The organism is Pseudomonas fungipugnans (assembly GCF_029955235.1).
Classification (GTDB): Bacteria; Pseudomonadota; Gammaproteobacteria; order Pseudomonadales; family Pseudomonadaceae; genus Aquipseudomonas; species Aquipseudomonas fungipugnans.
The window spans coordinates 1,686,266-1,706,586 of record NZ_JARBWL010000001.1 but is presented as its reverse complement, the minus strand read 5'-3'; the positions used below and the strand labels follow the sequence as shown (position 1 = coordinate 1,706,586).

The following is a 20,321-nucleotide window of genomic DNA, read 5'->3' as shown; positions in this document are numbered from 1 at the left end:
TAGGCTCGTAGGATTTGGCGTATACGCCAATAACCCCACGAATTACGCCAATCATGCCGAAAGCCATTCACGTACTTGCGTTTGCCAATGTGCAGTTGCTGGACGTCACCGGGCCACTGCAAGTCTTCGCCTCAGCCAACGACATCGCCCGGCAGCAGGGCCAGCCCGCACCCTATGCGCCGCTGGTGATTGCCAGCGGTGGTGGGGCGGTGATGTCATCTGCCGGGTTGGCGATGCTGGCCGAGCCATTGCCCGAAACGGCCAGCGACACCCTGATCGTCGCCGGTGGCTGGGGCGTCTACGCAGCAGCAGAAGACGAACAGCTGGTGGCGTGGGTACGTGAGCATGCAGCAGGTTGCCGGCGCGTGTCTTCGGTGTGCACCGGGGCGTTCTTGCTGGCGGCCAGCGGCTGGCTCGACGGCCGGCGAGTGGTGACCCACTGGACCCGATGCGAAGAGTTGGCGCAGAAACACCCATTGCTTCAGGTCGAACCCAATCCGATTTTCATCAACGACGGTCCGGTCTGGACCTCGGCGGGGGTGACTGCCGGCATTGATTTGGCGCTGGCCATGGTCGAAGCCGACCTTGGCCGGACCATGGCCCTGGACGTGGCCCGGCAGCTGGTGGTGTTTCTCAAACGCCCCGGCGGCCAGTCACAGTTCAGCGTGACCCTGTCACTGCAACAGAAGGGCAAGCGTTTCGACGATCTTCACGCCTGGATCGGCGAAAATCTCACCAAAGACCTCGGCATCCCGACCCTGGCATTTCAAGCGGGCATGAGCGAACGCAGTTTCATCCGCCATTATCGGGCCGACACCGGCCAGACCCCGGCCCGCGCTATAGAACTGATCCGGGTGGAAACTGCCCGCCGCCTGCTCAGCGACACCGGGGTCGCGATCAAACGGGTGGCCGTGCAATGTGGGTTCGGCAGCGAAGAGACATTACGACGCAATTTCCTGCGGGCCATGGGCGTGACGCCGCAGGCCTATCGCGAACGGTTTTCAGTTAGCCCTGCAACAGATCCAGTAACGCCTTGAGTGTCGCCTGCGGCGCTTCCTCGGGAATGTTATGCCCAACGCCCGCCAGCACCCGGCGCTCATAGCGCCCGGTGAAATGCTCGATGTCTTCGTCGATTGCCGAAGCAGGCCCGACACCGTCTTCAGCGCCGCACAGGGAAATTGTCGGTACGCCGATCGCCGGTTGTCGCGCCAGGGCCTGCTCCATCCATTCCAACGACGGATCGCCGGGCGCGTACATGAAGCGATGGCGGTAGGAATGAATCACCACCTCGACGAAATCCGGGTTGTCAAAGGCCGGCGCACTCAGCGGATAGCGCTCGGCACCTTCGGCCCAGGTCGGCGACCACAACTGCCAAAGCAACTCACACAGCGCCCGGCGATTTTGCGTCAGACCTTCAACGCCGCGCGGCGTGTGAAAGTAGTATTGATACCAGAGGCGATGCTCGGTGACCGGGTCCAGCGGCTGCGTGGAGCGGGGAATGTCCTGCACATTGTAGCCATCTCCCGTGACCAGGCAGCGAACCCGCTGCGGATCCAGCGCCGCCACAACACACGCCGCCCGACCACCCCAGTCATAACCGCACAGGGCGACTTGCTTGATGGCCAGTGCATCCATCAAATCGAGCAAGTCCTGGGCGAGCGCCGCTTGCTGACCTGAGCGCGGAACATCGGGGCGGGTGAAACGGGTCGGACCATAGCCGCGCAGATACGGCACGATGACACGATAACCCCGTGCGGAGAGGGCCGGAGCGATGGCATCGTAGCCACGCGGGGAATAGGGGAAGCCGTGGAGCAGGATGACGGGATCGCCGGTCGTTGGGCCGTGGGATTCGTAGGCGACATGCAGATTTGGCGTCGTCACGTACTGGATTGCGGGTGGCATGGTCACAGGGGGACTCCAGAAAAAAAGCACCCTGCAACTTTAGACGATCGGAACTCAGTCTTCGCGAAACCCGTGGCGAGGGCGCTCGCTCCCACTGGAGTACGAAGCGCTCCCCCCTTTAAACAGCGCCGAACCTCAGGCTTCCACTTCTGCCACCTGATTGAAATACTTCGACCGATCCGGCGTAAACGTCACCGCCATCTTCGTCCGGGAACAGGTCAAGGCCCGCTCTTCCCCCAGATCAACGTCCAGATCCTCCCCGCGCAGCCCCTGCCACTGCGCCAGGTACTTAAGCGAGCCGTACTTTTCGAGTTTCTTCAGGCTGCGACTCACGCCACCTTTCCAGCCCAGCACCGGCAGTTCACCGGCGAGGCACTGCCTGGCGAGGCCGGGGAAGCGGGCGGCGCGCTGGCGGCCGATTTCCCAGCATTTGATCAGGCCCTTGTCATGGGCTTCCCACAACTCGTCCCGGTTCAGGCCGGATCGCAGTGGAGTATCGATGGGGCGGTGGATACGCACGGTCATTCTCGTTCCTTGAATTCGGGTTTTATTGGACAGCTCCGCTGTGCCCGTTGGCGATGGATGTTAGGGGGGGATGTAACAGCTGGCAACAAGGCATTTCAGGATGTTTGGACGAGCGGCAGGAGGGGATGGCGGGGGATTTGTTTGTTTTGTGTCGGTCGGCGTTCTACGTGGATTCGTCCAGATGGAGGTTGCAGCGATCGGCAGCTCCATAAGCGTAAATGCTTTAAATACAGGAATTTCCCGGGAGGAAAACCATAGGCCACAGGGTCGCTGCATGCCCGAACAGGGAAGGTCGTATCGCTACAGGCATAGGCAGTCGTTTATGTTTTAAAGTATCGATCCGACGGATTTGACCTGAAAAGGGGATATTTCCGACATGTTGTAGTGGCTGGGGATGACAGGGCCTGGCGAGCAATTTTTGCGCATTGCTCCATGGCCCCATCGCGAGCAGGCTCGCTCCCACAGGGATTGTGTTGCTCAGCGGGTGTTTTGTGGTTCGGAAGGGCCCCCTCACGGCTGCCAATAATTCTTCTCCCCACTCAACTTCCGATCCAGAAAACTCGCCGCGCTGATCAGCGCCAGGTGTGTCAGCGCTTGCGGGGTATTGCCCAAATGCCGTGCATGGTTATCGAACTCCTCGGCATACAGTCCCAACGGGTTCGCATAGCGCAGCAGTTGTTCGAATTCCAGGTGCGCCTTGTCCACCTGGCCGGCGCGGGCCAGGCATTCGACGTACCAGAACGAGCAGGCGGCGAAGGCGCCTTCGGTGCCGACCAGGCCGTCGATTTCGGTGTCATCGTTGCGGTAGCGGTAGACCATGCCGTCGCGCACCAGGGTTTTCTGGATGGCTTCAAGCGTCGACAGCCAGCGCGGGTCCTTGGCGCTGACGAATCGCAGCAGCGGCATCAGCAGCATGGAGCCGTCCAGGGCGGTGCCGCCTTTGTACTGGACGAAATGCCCGCGCTCTTCGTTCCAGAAGTTGTTCCAGATGTCGGCGTAGATCGCCTGGCGGGTCTGGTCCCAGCGGGCGAACGGGGCGGGCAGGGAGCGTTTGGAGGCCAGGCGGATCGCCCGGTCCACGGCCACCCAGCACATCAATCGTGAATGCAGGAAGTCGTGTTTTTCGCCGCGCATCTCCCAGATGCCGACGTCCTTTTGTTCCCAGGTCTCGCAGACTTGATCGACCACTTCGATGGTGTGTCTCCAGCCTTCGTGGGAGATGGCTTCGCCGTATTTGTTGACCAGATACACCGCATCCATCAGTTCGCCGAAAATATCGAGTTGCACCTGATCGTAAGCCTGATTACCGATGCGCACCGGTTTCGCGCCGCCGTGGCCGGACAGGTGCGTCAGCTCCGTTTCCGGCAATTCCTGACGGCCGTCGATGGCGTAGAGGATATTGAGTTTCATCGGCTGGCCATGACAATCGCTGACCCGACCGCGCATCCAGCGCATGTAGTCGTTGGCCTCCTGGACAAACCCCAGGCGCATGAACGCGTAGATGGTGAACGAGGCGTCGCGAATCCAGGTGTAGCGGTAGTCCCAGTTGCGTTCGCCGCCGGGGGTTTCCGGCAGGCCGAAGGTCGCGGCGGCGAGGATCGCGCCGTGTTTGCGTGAGGTCAGCAGTTTCAGCGCCAGCGCCGAGCGGTTGACCATTTCACGCCAGCGGCCACGGTAGTTGGACTGGCCGATCCAGTCGCGCCAGAACTTCTGCGTGCGTTCCATGCACATGACAGCGCCGCCTTCCTTGAAGCGTGGGTCGTCGATGCCACCGAGCAGGAATTCGGCGCTCTGATCCTGCGTCAGGGTGAACGTAGCCACCGCGGCGTCAGCGTCGGTGCTCATGATTTGATCCGACCTCAGGCGCATCGACGGCTGCCCGTCGGCCGCGAACGTCACGTCCTTGGCATCCATGCCTGCACGCGTCCTGGCGCGTGCGTAATCGTGGCGCACCGCGCACCGCATGTGCATCGTCGCCGTGCCGCTGACTACCCGCACCCGACGCATCAACACCGGCAGGTCATCCTCAGTGTCCCCAATGGGCAGCAGGTCGGTGACTTCCACCACGGCGCGATCACTGAGCCAGCGGGTTTGCAGGACATTGGTGTCCGGCAGGTAGATTTGCTCACGGCGAGCATCGGGCAGATCGGGGGACAGTTGAAAAATCCCCGCCTCGGGCGTGTCCAGCAGCGAGCAGAAGATCGACGGGCTGTCGAATTCCGGCCAGCAGAAAAAATCCACACTGCCCTTGTCGTTGACCAGCGCCGCACTGCGCATGTCACCGATGATGCCGTGGGCGTCGATTGGGCTTTGTCGTTCGAGGTGATGATCAGCCATTGCCACGGAACTCCGGATAGAGGCTCATGCCGCCGTCGATAAATAGAGTGGTGCCCACGATGTAGTCGGACAAATCAGAGGCGAGAAACACCACCGCGTTGGCGATGTCCTCGACGTCGCCGATACGCCCGTAGGGGATGAGTTTGAGCAGTTCCAGCGCGGCGTCGCCTTCGGTGGCGGCGCGGTTGATCGCCGTGCGAATCGCCCCCGGTGCGATGCTGTTGATGCGGATTTTCTGCTGGCTGACTTCCTGGGCCAGGGTCTGCATCAGCATGTCGACGCCGCCCTTGGACGCGGCGTAATTGACGTGGCCGGCCCAGGGAATTCGCTGGTGCACCGAACTCATGTGGATGATCTTGCCGGCGGCGCGGGACACGCCTTCGCGCACCCCCTGTTGACTGAAGATCCGCAGGGCGGCGCGGGCGCAGAGGAACTGGCCGGTGAGATTGACGCCGATTACCTGATTCCAGTCGGCCAGGCTCATGTCCACGGCGTTGGCGTCTTTTTGCATGCCGGAGTTGGCCACCAGAATGTCCAGCGTGCCGAAGGCGTCGAGGGTCTGGGCGAACAGCCGTTCAACGTCCTCTTCCCTGGACACGTCGGCACCAATGGCAATGGCGCGGCCGCCGCTGTCGTTGATCTGCTTGGCCAGTGCTTCGGCGGGTGCGGCCTGGGCGTTGTAGTTGAGGACGACGGCGGCACCGGCAGCGGCCAGTGCCTTGGCGGCACCGGCACCGATGCCGGAACTGGCGCCGGTGATCAGGGCCACTTGTTGGTCGAGGGAAATCAGCATGGAGGTTAGCGCCTTGAGGTGAGGGCTTATTTAGCTGACTGATGCTGTGGCAGAGAGTTCATTTGTGCTCGGTTGTGTGGTGGCAGTGTCAGCCTCATCGGGAGCAAGCTCGCTCCCACGGGGGATCTGTGGCGTTCACAAAATTACTGTGGGAGCGAGCTTGCTCGCGATGGGGCCTTAACATTCAACCAACATTTCAACCCTTTCCCCTCAACCAGCCTTTGTGGCAATTTGCACACCCAGCTCAAGGCCCCGCCCCCCATGGCAAACCCCTACCGCGAACTCTTCAACGCCCCCGGCGCCCGTGCTTTTGTCATCGCCGGGATGATTGCGCGCATGCCGATTTCCATGACCGGCATCGGCCTGATCACCATGCTCTCGCAGCTGCACGGCGGCTACGGGCTGGCCGGCGCCGTCGCGGCGACCTTCGCCCTGGCCACGGCATTCTGCGCACCGCAGGTGTCACGGCTGGTGGACCGCTTCGGCCAGGGCCGGATCCTGCCGGTATCCGCCTTGCTCGGCGGCGGTTCGCTGTTGCTGCTGTTGCTTTGCACCCGCTTGCAGGCGCCGCATTGGACGCTGTTCGTGTTCGCTGCCATCGCCGGTTGCATGCCGAGCATGTCGGCGATGGTGCGGGCGCGCTGGACCGAGCTGTATCGCGGCCAGCCGCAATTGCAGACCGCTTATGCGCTGGAATCGGTGCTGGATGAAGTGTGTTTCATTGTCGGGCCGCCGCTGTCGGTGGGGCTGTGCGTGGTGGCGTTCCCCGAGGCCGGACCGCTGGCGGCGTTGCTGGCGCTGGCCATCGGCGTCACGGCATTCGTAGTGCAACGCGGCACCGAGCCGCCTGTGCACCCGCACGAGTCCGAGCATCAGGGCTCGATCATCCGCTCCGGCGAAATCCGCCTGCTGATGCTGTTGATGACGGCCATGGGCACCATTGTCGGCGTGGTGGACGTGGTCAGCGTCGCCTTCGCCCAGCAACAGGGGCAGCCGGCGGCGGCGAGTATCGTGCTGTCGGTGTACGCCATCGGTTCGTGCCTGGCGGGGCTGGCGTTCGGTGCTCTGCGTTCCAAGGTGCCGCTGCCACGCCTGTTCCTGTATGGCGGGGTGGCGACCGCGGTCACCACCTTGCCGCTGTTATTGGCGACCAATATTTTCGGGCTGTCACTGGCCGTGTTCGTCGCCGGGCTGTTCTTCGCGCCGACGTTGATCGTCGCCATGGCGCTGGTCGAGCAGATCGTGCCGCCGGCCAAACTCACCGAAGGCCTGACCTGGCTGGTGACCGGCCTGAGTGTCGGCGTGGCCATCGGCGCCGCCAGCTCCGGCTGGCTGGTGGACGCTTTCGGTGCGCGCAGTGGCTTCTGGCTGGCGATTGCGGCAGGGGCGGTGGTGCTGGGATCGGCCGTGCAGAGTTTCCGCCATTTGAAATGACCGCCTGTCGGTGGCGGCCCGCCGACGCCCCGGACTAATTCGCGCCGTGCCTCATCCGTTCTCTTTTACAGATAACCCATTGAGGTAAATGCGGTGACAAAACTGACACTGCTGTGCCTGCCCTATTCGGGCGCCAGCGCCATGGTCTACAGCCGCTGGCGGCGCCAATTGCCGCCCTGGCTGCAACTGCAACCGGTGGAGCTGCCCGGTCGCGGCGCCCGCTACGACGAACCCCTGCAAACCGACATGCGCGCCCTGGCGCTGCAACTGGCCCGGGAACACAAGCCGGCATTGCAGGCGCCTTATGCACTGTTCGGCCACAGCCTGGGCGCCTTGCTCGCCTGCGAGATGGCCCATGCGTTCCGTGCCCTTGGTGCCCCGGAACCGGTGGCGCTGTTCGCCTCCGGCACCGCCGCCCCGAGCATGCGCAGCGACTACGACCGGGGTTTCGCCGAAGCGCAAAGCGACGACCAGTTGATCGAGCAGTTGCGCACCTTTCAGGGCACCAGCGAAGAAGTGCTGGGCAATCAGGAACTGATGAGCCTGACGCTGCCGATCCTGCGTGCCGACTTCATGCTGTGCGGGCGCTTTCGTCCGATGCAGCGACCCCTGCTCAAGTGCCCCGTGCATGTGCTCGGCGGCAAGGAAGACAAGGCCACCACCGAACAGTTGATCGGCTGGAGCAAGGAAACCCAGGGCAGTTTCTCGGTGGACATGATGACCGGCGGGCACTTCTTCATTCATGAACATGAGGCCAAGGTCATCCGGATCATCAAGAACCATCTGGAAGTCCATCACCGCCGTCACGCGCAGCTGGCGGCGCCGGCTTACTAGCGCGCGGTTCACTTATTGACTGTTTACAGGAGGCCCGTCATGGGTGTTGCTGTGGGATTTTCCGTTCGGCCCTTGTTGCCGCAGCGCGGACGCTTGCCATTGCTGGTAGAGGCGAGCGAGCCGGATACCAGCCTGTTGGCGGTGTTCGATGAATTGAACGCGCTGGTCGATGAGCATTTGCTGCGCGATGGCGGCATTCTGTTTCGCGGCTTCAAGCTCGACGGTGCCGAGCCGTTCCGCCAGTTCGCCGCCAGCTTCGGGCACCCGTTGCTCAACTACGAGTTTGGCTCGACGCCGCGCACCAACGTGACTCAGGGGGTCTATACCTCCACCGAGTACCCGGCGCATCAAAGCATTCCGTTGCACAACGAACAGGCCTATTCCCGGGACTGGCCGATGCGCATCTGGTTCTACAGCATGATCGCCGCCAGGTCCGGTGGCGAAACGCCGATTGCCGACAGTCGCGAAGTGTATCGACGCATTCCGGCGGCGATCCGCGAACGCTTTGTCAGCAAGGGCCTGATGTACGTTCGCAACTTCGGCAACGGGCTGGACGTGGCCTGGGAAGACGTGTTCAACACCGAAGACCGGGCCGTGGCCGAAGCCTATTGCCAGGCCCACGGCATCCTTTGCGAGTGGAAGGACGACGGCGAACTGCGCACCCGCCAGACCTGCCAGGCGGTGGCGCGTCACCCGGTGACGGGCGAGATGGTCTGGTTCAATCAGGCGCACCTGTTCCACATCTCCAACCTGCAACCGGAAGTGCGTGAAAGCCTGCTGGACATCGTCGACGAAGAAGACCTGCCGCGTAACGTCTATTACGGCGACGGCTCGCCCATCGAAGACAGCGTGCTCAGCGAGATTCGTGCGGTGCTCGACGACTGCGCCATCAGCTTCCCCTGGCAGGCAGGCGATGTGCTGATGCTCGATAACATGCTCTCGGCCCACGCCCGCTCACCCTTCGAAGGCCCGCGCAAAGTGATCGTCGCCATGGCGCAGGGGCATTCTCAGGACGAGTTCTGACCCTCAAACACCCTACTCACCCACTGTGGGAGCGAACTTGCTCGCGAAAGCGGTGTGTCAGCTACATTGATGTCGGATGACACACCGCCTTCGCGAGCAGGCTCGCTCCCACACGGGTTATGGCTCCTGGCCTGAGCGCTTCGCCCACCCCCGCTAAATCATCCCCTTTGTCATTCGTTCTTGTTGATACGACCGGGTCTCCCGGTCACGCCGCCGATCAGCAAGGACCTCACGCATGAATGCCGCAGACGCACAGAAACTAGCCCGCCGCTTTATCGAGTTGCCACAGGACAAGCGCCGCTTGTTCCTGGCCGGCATGGCCCGCGAAGGCATCGATTTTGCGCAGCTTCCCATGACCGCCTGTGTCGGGGCCGCCGAGCGTGACGGCCTGTCCTACGCCCAGCAGCGGATGTGGTTTCTCTGGCAGCTGGACCCGCAAAGCGCCGCCTACAACCTGCCGATGGCGGTGCGCCTGGACGGCGAGTTGCAGCCCCAGGCGCTGGAGCAAGCGTTCAGCCTGCTGGTGGCGCGGCACGAGTGCCTGCGCACCACCTTCGGTCAGGAGGGCGAACGTGCCTTCCAGCAGGTCAGCGAGCCCCGTGAACTGAAGCTGGCGATCACCGACCTGAGCGCCGTGCCCGAGGCCCAGCGCTGGGCCCGTGCGCAGCAGCACATGATGGCCGAAGCCACTCAGGCCTTCGACCTGCAACAGGGGCCGCTGCTGAGCCTGCGCCTGTTGCGCCTGGCCGAGCGCCAGCATGTCCTGCTGCTGACCCTGCACCACATCATTGCCGATGGCTGGTCGATGAACATCCTCATCGACGAGTTCATGAAAACCTACGATGCCCTCGTCGCCGGCCAGTCTCCGACGCTGCCGGTCTTGACCGTGCACTACCGCGACTACGCCCTGTGGCAGCGCAGCTGGCTGGAGGCGGGCGAGCGCGAGCGTCAGCTCGATTACTGGCGCACGCAACTGGGCGAAGAGCATCCGGTCCTCGAATTGCCGACCGACCGCGCCTACCCGGCGCAATCCAGTCATCAGGGCGCGCGCCTGGAAAAAGTCATCGACAGCGCCCTGCGCCAGGACCTGAAGAACCTCGCGCAACGTCAGGGCGTGACGCTGTTCGTGGTGCTGCTGGCCGCGTTCAAGACCTTGCTGCATCGCTACAGCGGCCAGACCGACATCCGCGTCGGCGGCCTGATTGCCAACCGCACCCGCAGCGAAACCGAAGGCCTGATCGGCTTCTTCGTCAACACCCAGATCCTGCGCAGCGAAGTGACCGCGCACACCCGTTTCGCCGACCTGTTGCAGAACCTGCGCCAAGCCGCGCTGGGTGCCCAGGCCCATCAGGAGCTGCCGTTCGACGCGCTGATCGAAGCCCTGCAACCGGCCCGCAGCCAGAGCCACAACCCGTTGTTCCAGGTGATGTTCAACCACCAACCGCTGGTCACCGACCTGCAAGCGGTACAGCTCGATTGCGGTTTGCAGGTGGGCTACCTGAGCGAGGCGCAACTGGCCGGCAGTGGCCGCCAACATGCCGCCACCAGCGACCTGATGCTCGATACAAGGGAGGAGGGCGAGCACCTGTTCGCCGCCTTTACCTACGCCACCGACATCTTCGACGAATCGACCATCGCCGCGCTCGCCGGGCATTGGCATAACCTGCTGGCATCGGTGTGCCGCGATCCGCAACAGCCGCTGGGCGAGTTGTCGATGCTGGCCGCGACCGAACGCGACGGCTTGATCCAGAACGCCGACAGCCCAGCGCAGCTGCCTTGCGTGCAGCAGCTGTTCGAAGCGCAAGTGGCGCGCACGCCGCAGGCGCAGGCGCTGATTCTGGCAGACGAAGCCGCGCCGTCCTTGAGCTACGCCGAACTCAATCAGCGCAGCAATCGCCTGGCCCATCACTTGCGCGCCAAAGGCGTCGGCCCCGACGTGCTGGTGGGGGTGGCGCTCGGTCGTTCGCTGGAACTGGCAGTGGCCTTGCTGGCGGTGCTCAAGGCCGGTGGCGCCTACGTGCCGCTGGACCCGCAAACCCCGGCCGAGCGCTTGCGCCATGTGCTCGATGACAGTGGTCTGCAACTGCTGCTGACCGACAGCACAACCCTGACCCACCTGCCCACGCTGCAAGGCATCGACTGCCTGTGCCTGGATCGCCTGCCGAACGGTGATGTCGAGAACAACCCGCCGGTCGCGGTCGATCCGCAGAACCTCGCGTACGTGATCTACACCTCAGGTTCTACCGGGCGTCCCAAAGGCGTGGCGGTCAGCCATGGCGCACTGAGCGAATTCATCGAACGCGCCATCGACTACAGCGACCTGCGCGAGGGCGACCGCGTCTTGCAGTTCGCGACCAGCAGCTTCGACGGTTTCGTCGAGCAGTTCTTCCCGCCGCTGTGCCATGGTGCCTGCGTGGTGCTGCGCGACACACGGTTGTGGGACAGCGCGACGCTGCATCAGGTGATCCTCGAACACGGCATCACCCTGGCCGACTTGCCGGCCGCCTACTGGTACTGGCTGGTGCAGGATTACGCCGCCAACCCGCCGGCGCATTTCGGTGCCCTGCGCCAGATTCACGTCGGCGGCGAGGCGATGGCGGTGGACGGTCTGCGTCTGTGGCAACGCGCCGGGCTCGGTCATGTGCGCCTGCTCAATACCTATGGGCCGACCGAAGCCACCGTGGTCTCGACCATTCACGACTGCACTGCGCTGACACCAGAAGCGGTGTCGTGGCGCGGCATTCCGATTGGCCTCGGTCTGGCGCAACGGCGTCTCTACGTGCTCGACGATGATTTGAACCTGCTGCCTCAAGGCGCAGTGGGCGAGTTGTACATCGGCGGCCCCGGCCTGGCGCGTGGTTATCACCGGCAGCCGACCCTCAGCGCTGAACGTTTTATCGCCGACCCGTTTGCCGCTGGCGAGCGTCTGTACCGCACTGGCGACCGCGCCCGCCGGCGCGCCGATGGCGCCGTGGAATACGTCGGCCGTGTCGATCATCAAGTGAAAATTCGCGGCTTCCGCATCGAGCTGGGCGAAATCGAATCGCGCCTGCAGCAATGCGCGGGCATTCGTGAAGCCGTGGTGCTGGCCTTGCCGCTGACAGGCGGCCTGCAACTGGTGGCGTACCTGGTCGTCGATGAAGCGGTCATCGACAGCGCCGCCGAACAGGCGGTTTTCCGTCAGCAAATCAGAGGCCTGCTGCAAGCCAGCCTGCCGGACTACATGGTCCCCGGCCATTTGCTGCTGTTGCCGCGCCTGCCGCTGACCCCCAGCGGCAAGCTGGACCGCAAGGCCTTGCCGGCACCGGACCCGAGCCAGTTGCAGGTCGACTATCGAGCGCCGCAAAGCGATACCGAACAGTGCCTGGCGCAGATCTGGCGCGAGGTGTTGCAGGTTCCCCAGGTCGGTCTCGACGACCACTTCTTCGAGCTGGGCGGCCATTCGCTGCTGGCCGCGCAAGTGATTGGCCGGATCAAGCATCAACTGGGCGTGGTCTTGCCGCTGCGCATTTTATTCGAGAAACCGCTGCTGGGTGATCTGGCGCTGGAGCTTGAACAACAGGCCGGCATTGCCACGGATAACGACTGGTCCGACATGGATCAGTTCATGAGTTCTTTGGAGGGAGTAGACGTATGAGCGGCACTATGGCGGAACGCATTGCTAAAAGGTTCGTCGGTTTGCCGCTTGAGCAACGTCGACTGTTTCTGGCCAGGTTGCGCGAGGAGGGCAAGGATTTCAGCCTGCTGCCGTTGCCGGTCAGCCGTCACGACTGCGCGCAGATCCCGTTGTCGTTTGCCCAGCAGCGCCTGTTGTTTCTCTGGCAGCTGGAGCCGCAAAGCGCCGCCTACAACATGGCCGCCGGCCTGCGTCTGCACGGGCACCTGAACGAGTCGGCGCTGCTGCGCTCCTTCGACCATCTGGTGGCGCGCCACGAGGTGCTGCGCACGGTGTTCCACACGGACGGCGAGCAGCCGACCCAGGTGATCCTCGACCAGCAGAACATAGCGCTGCAACGCATCGATCTGTCGGGCATTGCTGCGCAAGACCGCGAAGCGCAACTGGCGCAGCAGGTCAATGCGGTCACCGCGCAGCCGTTCGATTTGCGTCACGGGCCGCTGCTGCGTGCCAGCCTGTTTTGCCTGGCCGATGATGAATTCGTGCTGGTGGTGAGCATGCACCACATCGTCTCCGACGGCTGGTCGATGGACGTGATGGTCAAGGAGTTCGTGCAGTGCTATCAGGCGTTCAGCCTGGAGCGCGAACCGCAACTGCCGGCGCTGGTCTTGCAGTACGCCGACTACGCGATCTGGCAACGGCGCTGGCTGGAAGCCGGCGAGGGCGAACGCCAACTCGACTACTGGCGTCAGCAATTGGGTGAAGAACACCCATTGCTCGACGTGGCGGCGGACTTTGCCCGACCACTGAACCAGAGCTATGAAGGCCAGACCCTGAGCTTCGATTTCGGCGCCGACCTGTCGCGCCAGCTCAACGCTTTTGCCCGCGCCCAGGGCATCAGTCTGTTCATGCTGGTGCTGGCCGGGTTTTCGCTGTTTGTGTCGCGTCAGGCCGGGCAGCGGGACATTCGCGTCGGCGTGCCCAATGCCAACCGTGGCCGGGCTGAAGTCGAGGGGCTGATCGGCTTCTTCGTCAACACTCAGGTACTGCGTTGCCAGGTGGACGAGCGCGGCAGTTTCAATGATCTGCTGGCGCAGGTGCGCGAGGCATCGTTCGGCGCCCAGGCGCATCAGGAACTGCCGTTCGAACAACTGGTGGACGAACTGGTCGCCGAGCGCACCCTGGGTCATAACCCGCTGTTCCAGGTCAAGTTCAACCAGAACGTCGGCATGCAGAAACAGCGTGCGATGGACCTGCCGGGCCTGAGCGTTGCCGAATACCCACTGGACAAGGAAGGCACGCACTTCGACCTGGCGCTGGACATCACCGACGACGGCGCGCTGATCCACGGGCAGATGACCTACGCCAGCGACCTTTATCAACGCTCGACCATCGAAGGCTTTATCCCGGCGTTGCTCGGTCTGTTCGGCGAACTGTTGAAGGCCCCGCAGGCGCCGTTGCACAACGTCGCCGCACCGCCCGTGCGATTGGCCGACACGCCACGCGAGCCGGCGCTGCCGGTGTTGCAGCACTGGGATCGTGAAGTCGCGCGGCAACCCGAGGCGTTGGCCGCCCGAGGGCTGGAACAGAGCCTGAGTTTCAAGGCGCTGGATCAGGCGGCCAATCAGCTCGCGCATTATTTGCAGGCCCAAGGTGTGCAGCCAGGCCAGCCGGTGGCGGTGCTGATGGAGCGCTCGCTGGACTGGCTGACCTGCGTGTTGGGGATTCTCAAGGCCGGGGCCGTGTACATGCCGCTGGACGTCAAGGCGCCTGCCGCACGCTTGCAGCCGATGCTCGAAAGTGCCCAGGCAAGGCTGCTGCTGTGTGCTGACGGTGACGAACGCATCACCCAGCTGGGCGTCGCGGGCCTGGCCTTTGCGCCGTCGCAGTGGCACGACCAACCGCTGACCTGCCCTGCGCTGAACCTGTCGGCGCAGGCACCGGCCTACGTGATTCACACCTCCGGTTCCACCGGGCAACCCAAGGGCGTGCTGGTGAGCCACGGCGCGCTGGCCAGTTACGTGCGCGGGGCGCTGGAGCGTCTGGCGCTGGCGCCGGACGCGAGCATGGCGCTGGTCTCGACCATTGCCGCCGACCTGGGCTTTACCGTGCTGTTCGGCGCCTTGTGTTCCGGGCGTCTGCTGCATGTGTTGCCGGAAGAACTGGGCTTCGACCCGGACCGCTTTGCCGACTACATGGCGACCCACCGGGTGGGCGTGCTGAAAATCGTGCCGGGGCATCTGTCGGCACTGTTGCAGGCAACTCGCGCCGCCGATGTATTGCCCGAACACGCGCTGATCGTCGGCGGCGAAGCCTGCTCGCCAGCACTGCTGCAACGGGTGCGGGAACTGAAACCGGGCTGCCGTTTCATCAACCACTATGGCCCGAGCGAAACCACGGTCGGCGTGCTGACCCATGAAGTCGTCGCGCTCGATCCGGATGCCCGCAGCATCCCTGTCGGTGCAGCATTGCCGGGCGCACACGTCTACGTACTCGACGACGTGCTCAACGCCGTCGCCGATCAGGTGGCCGGCGAGTTGTACATCGGCGGCGACAGCGTGGCCCTCGGTTATCTGGGCCAGCCGGCCCTGACCGCCGAGCGCTTCCTGCCGGATCCGTTTGGCGCGGCCGGTGCGCGGGTCTATCGCAGCGGTGACCGGGTGCGGCGCAACCGGCGACAGGCGCTGGAATTCATCGGCCGCGCCGACGATCAGGTCAAGGTGCGCGGTTATCGCGTCGAGCCGGCCGAGGTCGCGCGGACCTTGCTCGGCCTCGATGGCGTGAGCGAGGCCGCGGTGCTGGCCCTGGCGCTGGACGGTGATGAATCGCGCCTGCAACTGGTCGCCTGGTGCGTGGCCGCCTCGGCCGCGTCGCTGACCGTGGAGGACCTGCGTCAGCAGTTGCAGGCCTGTCTGCCGGACTACATGGTGCCGGCGCAGATCGTCCTGCTCGACCAACTGCCGCTCACCGCCAACGGCAAACTGGACAAACGCGCCTTGCCGGTGCCGGGCTTGGTCACTCAGCGTTATGTCGCGCCAGTGGGTGAGGTGCAAGAGAAGCTCGCGGCGATCTGGGCCGAGGTGCTCAAGCTTGAGCGCGTGGGCAGCACCGACAACTTCTTCGAACTGGGCGGCGACTCGATCCTGAGCCTGCAAATCATCGCCCGGGCCAAGCGTCAGGGCATCAAGCTGAGCCCCAAGCAATTGTTCGAGAAACAGACCATCGGCCAACTGGCAGCGGTGGCCAAACTGATCGAGGCCAAGCCGGCGGTGGTTGCGCCACAACAGGTCAGCGGCACCCTGCCGTTGCTGCCGATTCAGGCGCGGTTCTTTGAGATGGACATTGCCCAGCGTCATCACTGGAACCAGTCGGTGATGTTGCAACCGCAAACGGCGCTCGATGCCGGTCATCTGAAGGCGGCCCTGTCTGCCCTGATCGAGCATCACGATGCCCTGGCGCTGAATTTCCAGGCGTCCGGCGACCGTTGGCAAGCGACCTTCCAGAGCCCGCGTGATCCAGAGCTACTGTGGGTGCGTGAGCTGAACGACCTGGCCGATCTGTCGGCCTTGGCGAATCAAGCTCAGCGCAGTCTCGACCTGCAACAAGGGCGCTTGTTGCGCGCGCTGCTGGTGAATCTGCCTGACGGCGCGCAGCGCTTGTTGCTGGTTATCCATCACCTGGTAGTGGACGGCGTGTCCTGGCGGATCCTGCTCGAAGATTTGCAGCAGGCCTACACCGCACTGGCGGCGGGCAAGGCGATTGCGCTGCCGGGCAAAAGCAGCGCGTTGCAGAGCTGGGCCGAGCACCTGCATCGCTACGGGCAGGGCGAAGCACTGGCCGCTGAACGCGATTACTGGAGCCATACGCTGGACGCCGTCGGGGCACAGCTGCCGCAGGATTTCCCACAGTCTGTCCAGACCCAACAGCAAGCTGCCCGTGCCACCTCGCGCCTGAGCAAGGCGCTGACCCACAAGCTGCTCAAGGTCGCGCCCGCCGCCTACCGCACTCAGATCAACGACCTGTTGCTGACGGCGCTGGCGCGGGTGCTGTGCGACTGGAGCGAGCAGCCGTCGGTGCTGATCCAGCTCGAAGGCCATGGCCGTGAAGACCTGTTCGATGACCTGGACCTGAGCCGCACTGTCGGCTGGTTCAGCAGCTTGTTCCCGGTGCGCCTGACCCCTGAAGCCGCGCCAGGTGATTCCCTGAGCGCGATCAAGGAACAGCTGCGCGGGGTGCCCGGCAAAGGCATCGGCTACGGCGTATTGCGTTACCTGACCCAGGCCGAGCCGCTGCGGGCCATGGCACAACCACGGGTGACGTTCAACTATCTGGGCCAGTTCGACGGTGCGTTCAGCGCCGCCGACGGCGCCTTGTTCGTGCCCACCGGCGAAAGCACCGGCGCCACTCAGGACAGCGCGGCGCCGCTGGGCAACTGGCTGAGCATCGATGGCCAGGTGTATGACGGCGAGCTGGAACTGAGCTGGACCTTCGGCACCGGCATGTATCGCCCGCACACCATCGAAGCGCTGGCCACGGCCTATCGCCATGAACTGGAGCGGCTGATCGATCATTGCTGCGACAGCGGGCAGGCTGGCGTCACCCCGTCGGACTTCGCGCTGGCGAGCCTGACCCAGGCGCAGCTGTCGGCACTGCCGGTGCCGGCGCGGGACATCGGCGATCTGTATCCGTTGTCGCCGATGCAACAGGGCATCCTGTTCCACAGCGTCAACGAGCCCGACGGCCCGGCCTACACCAACCAGTTGCGGGTCGATGTGCAGCATCTGGACACCGAGCGTTTCCGCCAGGCCTGGCAGCAGACGGTCGATGCCCACGAGATTCTGCGCACCGTGTTTGTCTGGCCTGAAGACGCCGCGGCGGCGGTGCAGGTGGTCCGCCAGACGGTGCAGATGCCGTGGAGCGTGCAGGACTGGCGCGGTCGTGCTGATCTCGATACGGCGCTGGAGCAGTTGGCCCGGGATGACCTGGCCAATGGTTTCGAGCTGGACCAGGCACCGCTGTTGCGCGTGCTGCTGGTGCAAACCGGCGACGACCGGCATCACCTGATCTACACCAGCCACCACATTCTGATGGACGGCTGGAGCACCTCGCAGTTGTTCGGCGAAGTGCTGCAACGTTATGCCGGCATCACCCCGGCCACGTCGCAGGGACATTATCGCGATTACATTCAGTGGCTCGGCCAGCGCGATGCGCAGGCCAGTCGCACGTTCTGGCGGTCGGCGCTTGCCAGCCTTGAAGAGCCGACCCGTCTGGCCAGTGCCATGGCGCCGCGTCAGGCGCTGAGCAGCGGTTATGCCGATCACCAGCATGTGTTCAGCGAACAACTGACGACCGACCTGAACCGCTTCGCCCGGGAACAGAAAGTCACCCTCAACACCCTGATGCAAGCCGCATGGCTGGTGCTGTTGCAGCGTTACACCGGTCAGGACAGCGTGGCGTTCGGCGCCACCGTGGCCGGTCGTCCGACCGACTTGCCGGGTGTCGAGCAACAGATTGGCCTGTTCATCAACACCTTGCCGGTGGTGGCCGCGCCGTCCGCCGAGATTGCGGTAGGTCAATGGCTGCAACAGGTGCAGAGCCTCAACCTGGCCCTGCGCGAACACGAACACACGCCGCTTTACGACGTGCAGCGCTGGGCCGGTCTGGGTGCGGGTTCGTTGTTCGACAGCATTCTGGTATTCGAAAATTACCCGATGGCCGAAGCGCTGGAGCAGGGCGAGGCCACCGGTCTGGCATTTTCCGGCATTACCCGTCAGGAACAGACCCACTACCCGCTGACGCTGGTCGCGGTGACCGGTCGTGAATTGAGCCTTGGGCTGAGCTTCGACCGGGCCTGTTTCGATGCGTCGACCATCTCCGGCCTGAGCGTTCAGCTCGAAAGCCTGATGACCCAGTTCCTTGCCGATGCCACGCAGCCGCTGGGCGCGCTGCAACTGCTGGACGCCGGGCAACGTCAGGTCGCCGCTGATTGGGGCAAGGCCAGCATTACCGCGACGGATTCACGCACGGTGCTGCAACGGATCGAGGCGCAGGTACAGCGCCAGCCGGACGCGGACGCCATCCTGTTCGCCGATCAGCAGATCAATTACCGCAGCCTCGATGCGCGCGCCAATCGCCTCGCGCACAAACTGCAAGCGCTGGGCGTCGGCCCGGAAGTGCGGGTGGGCGTGTGCATGCGCCGCACGCCGGACATGCTGGTGGGCTTGCTGGCGATCCTCAAGGCCGGCGGCGCCTATGTACCGCTGGACCCGGACTATCCGCAAGAGCGCCTGCTGCACATGCTGGAAGACAGCTGCGCGACGGTGCTGCTGACCGAATCCGCGGCGCTGGCGCTGTTGCCCGAGACGTTGTCGGCGCAAGTGCTGGTGGTCGAGCCGCGTCTGGACTGGCTGGATGATTTCCCGGCCACGGCACCTGCGATCCGCCTCGATGCGCAGAACCTGGCCTATGTCATCTACACCTCGGGTTCGACCGGCAAGCCCAAGGGCGTGGCGATCACCCATGGCAACCTCGGGGCGCTGATCCAGTGGTCCGAGGGCGTGTACAGCGCCGAGCAGTTGCGCGGCGTGCTGGCGTCAACCTCGATCTGCTTCGACCTGTCGGTCTGGGAAATCTTTGTCACCCTGGCCTGCGGCGGTTGCATGGTGCTGGCGGACAACGCTCTGGCGCTGGCCGATTTGCCGGCCCACGAGCGGGTCACGCTGATCAATACCGTGCCGTCGGCGATTGCCGCCCTGCAGCGTGCCGGGCAGATTCCGCCGTCGGTCGGCACCCTCAACCTGGCCGGTGAACCGCTCAAGCAGACGTTGGTGGACACGCTGTACGCGAGCACCTCGGTCAAGCAGGTCTACGACCTGTATGGGCCGTCGGAAGACACCACGTACTCGACGTTCACCCTGCGCAGCGCCCACGGTCAGGCCAACATCGGCCGGCCACTGGACAACACCGTCGCCTACCTGCTCGACAGTCAGTTGCAGCCGCTGCCGGCGGGCGTCGCGGCCGAATTGTACCTGGCGGGCGCCGGTGTCACCCGGGGTTATCTGATGCGTGCCGGACTCACCGCCGAGCGCTTTGTGCCGGACCCGTTCGCCAGCAACGGCGAGCGTCTGTACCGCACCGGCGACCTGGTACGCCAGGGTGCAGACGACAAGATCGAGTACATCGGTCGCGCCGACCATCAGGTGAAAATCCGTGGTTTCCGCATCGAGTTGAGCGAAATCGAAGCGCGACTGCTGGAGCAGCCCGAGGTCCGTGAAGCCGTGGTCCTGGCCCAGGACGGCGCCGCCGGCAAGCACCTGCAAGCGTATGTGGTGGCCGCGCAACCGGACGTGGATCGACAGGCGCTGGTCGAACAACTGCGCTCGGCCCTGAGCGGCCGCTTGCCGGCGCACATGGTGCCGGGGCACCTGCACCTGATCGACGGCGTGCCGCTGACCCCCAACGGCAAACTGGACCGCAAGGCGCTGATTGCCATGGGTGGCAGTCCGATCCAGCAGCGCTTTGAGGCGCCGCACACGGACCTGCAACGGCAAGTGGCAATCATCTGGCAGGAGGTGCTGGAGGTCGAGCAGGTGGGTCTCACGGACAACTTCTTCCAGCTGGGCGGGCACTCGTTGCTGGCCACCCTGGTGGTGACCCGGATCAAGGAGCGTCTGGGCGACAAAGTGGCACTCAAGGAGCTGTTCGAAACCGACACGCTGCAAGCGTTCTGCACTCGGATAGAAGCGTTGCGCGTCGAAATGTCGCCGGTTCAGGACGAATTGGCTAAATCCCTGGAGGCCCTCAAACGTCTATCCCTCGATGATCTGGAAAAACTGATTTCTTGAGAGGGAACAACGC

At 64.0% G+C, this 20,321-nt stretch carries 10 protein-coding genes; 6 read left to right on the top strand and 4 right to left on the bottom strand.

The features are described from left to right. The first annotated feature begins 53 nt into the window (after positions 1–53). Positions 54–1,037 (top strand): GlxA family transcriptional regulator, encoded by a 984-nt coding sequence (locus POF45_RS06590; RefSeq protein WP_259495290.1) that lies wholly within the window; start codon positions 54–56, stop codon positions 1,035–1,037. Here POF45_RS06590 and POF45_RS06585 read toward each other — a convergent pair. From POF45_RS06585 to POF45_RS06570, 4 genes are all read right to left on the bottom strand, one after another. After that, entirely contained in the window at positions 1,006–1,902 is an 897-nt protein-coding gene (locus POF45_RS06585; protein WP_282316012.1) for an alpha/beta fold hydrolase, read from the bottom strand. The two genes, POF45_RS06590 and POF45_RS06585, sit on opposite strands and share 32 nt — an antisense overlap. A 135-nt stretch (positions 1,903–2,037) precedes the next feature. Then, complete coding sequence (locus POF45_RS06580; protein WP_259495288.1) at positions 2,038–2,427, bottom strand: hypothetical protein; 390 nt, start codon at positions 2,425–2,427, stop codon at positions 2,038–2,040. 510 nt (positions 2,428–2,937) lie between these two features. Further along, positions 2,938–4,764: a glycoside hydrolase family 15 protein gene (locus POF45_RS06575; protein WP_282315386.1), complete on the bottom strand. Its 1,827-nt coding sequence runs from the start codon at positions 4,762–4,764 to the stop codon at positions 2,938–2,940. Next, on the bottom strand, positions 4,757–5,557 hold the full coding sequence (locus POF45_RS06570) for an SDR family oxidoreductase (RefSeq protein ID WP_282315385.1): 801 nt from the start codon (positions 5,555–5,557) through the stop codon (positions 4,757–4,759). Before POF45_RS06570 ends, POF45_RS06575 begins: the two co-directional genes overlap by 8 nt. A 261-nt stretch (positions 5,558–5,818) precedes the next feature. On the opposite strand from POF45_RS06570, the gene POF45_RS06565 reads away from it, so the two are divergent. The 5 genes from POF45_RS06565 (at position 5,819) to POF45_RS06545 (ending at position 20,308) form a co-directional block, all read left to right on the top strand. After that, positions 5,819–6,991 carry an MFS transporter gene (locus POF45_RS06565; protein WP_259495284.1) on the top strand — a complete coding sequence of 391 codons (1,173 nt, stop codon included), beginning with the start codon at positions 5,819–5,821 and terminating at the stop codon, positions 6,989–6,991. 93 nt (positions 6,992–7,084) lie between these two features. Then, positions 7,085–7,825: a thioesterase II family protein gene (locus POF45_RS06560; RefSeq protein ID WP_282315384.1), complete on the top strand. Its 741-nt coding sequence runs from the start codon at positions 7,085–7,087 to the stop codon at positions 7,823–7,825. A 39-nt stretch (positions 7,826–7,864) separates the two neighbouring features. Further along, on the top strand, positions 7,865–8,848 hold the full coding sequence (locus tag POF45_RS06555) for a TauD/TfdA family dioxygenase (protein WP_259495280.1): 984 nt from the start codon (positions 7,865–7,867) through the stop codon (positions 8,846–8,848). Between the two features lie 235 nt (positions 8,849–9,083). Next, positions 9,084–12,485, top strand: coding sequence for an amino acid adenylation domain-containing protein (locus tag POF45_RS06550; protein ID WP_282315383.1), 3,402 nt, complete (start codon positions 9,084–9,086; stop codon positions 12,483–12,485). Next, positions 12,482–20,308: a non-ribosomal peptide synthetase gene (locus POF45_RS06545; RefSeq protein ID WP_282315382.1), complete on the top strand. Its 7,827-nt coding sequence runs from the start codon at positions 12,482–12,484 to the stop codon at positions 20,306–20,308. The genes POF45_RS06550 and POF45_RS06545 overlap by 4 nt, the downstream gene beginning before the upstream one ends. Positions 20,309–20,321: the final 13 nt, after the last annotated feature.

Coding starts and splice junctions, on each gene's coding strand:
- POF45_RS06590 (WP_259495290.1), top strand. CDS start 54: ATGCCGAAAGCCATTCACGTACTTGCGTTTGCCAATGTGCAGTTGCTG.
- POF45_RS06585 (WP_282316012.1), bottom strand. CDS start 1,902: ATGCCACCCGCAATCCAGTACGTGACGACGCCAAATCTGCATGTCGCC.
- POF45_RS06580 (WP_259495288.1), bottom strand. CDS start 2,427: ATGACCGTGCGTATCCACCGCCCCATCGATACTCCACTGCGATCCGGC.
- POF45_RS06575 (WP_282315386.1), bottom strand. CDS start 4,764: ATGGCTGATCATCACCTCGAACGACAAAGCCCAATCGACGCCCACGGC.
- POF45_RS06570 (WP_282315385.1), bottom strand. CDS start 5,557: ATGCTGATTTCCCTCGACCAACAAGTGGCCCTGATCACCGGCGCCAGT.
- POF45_RS06565 (WP_259495284.1), top strand. CDS start 5,819: ATGGCAAACCCCTACCGCGAACTCTTCAACGCCCCCGGCGCCCGTGCT.
- POF45_RS06555 (WP_259495280.1), top strand. CDS start 7,865: ATGGGTGTTGCTGTGGGATTTTCCGTTCGGCCCTTGTTGCCGCAGCGC.
- POF45_RS06550 (WP_282315383.1), top strand. CDS start 9,084: ATGAATGCCGCAGACGCACAGAAACTAGCCCGCCGCTTTATCGAGTTG.
- POF45_RS06545 (WP_282315382.1), top strand. CDS start 12,482: ATGAGCGGCACTATGGCGGAACGCATTGCTAAAAGGTTCGTCGGTTTG.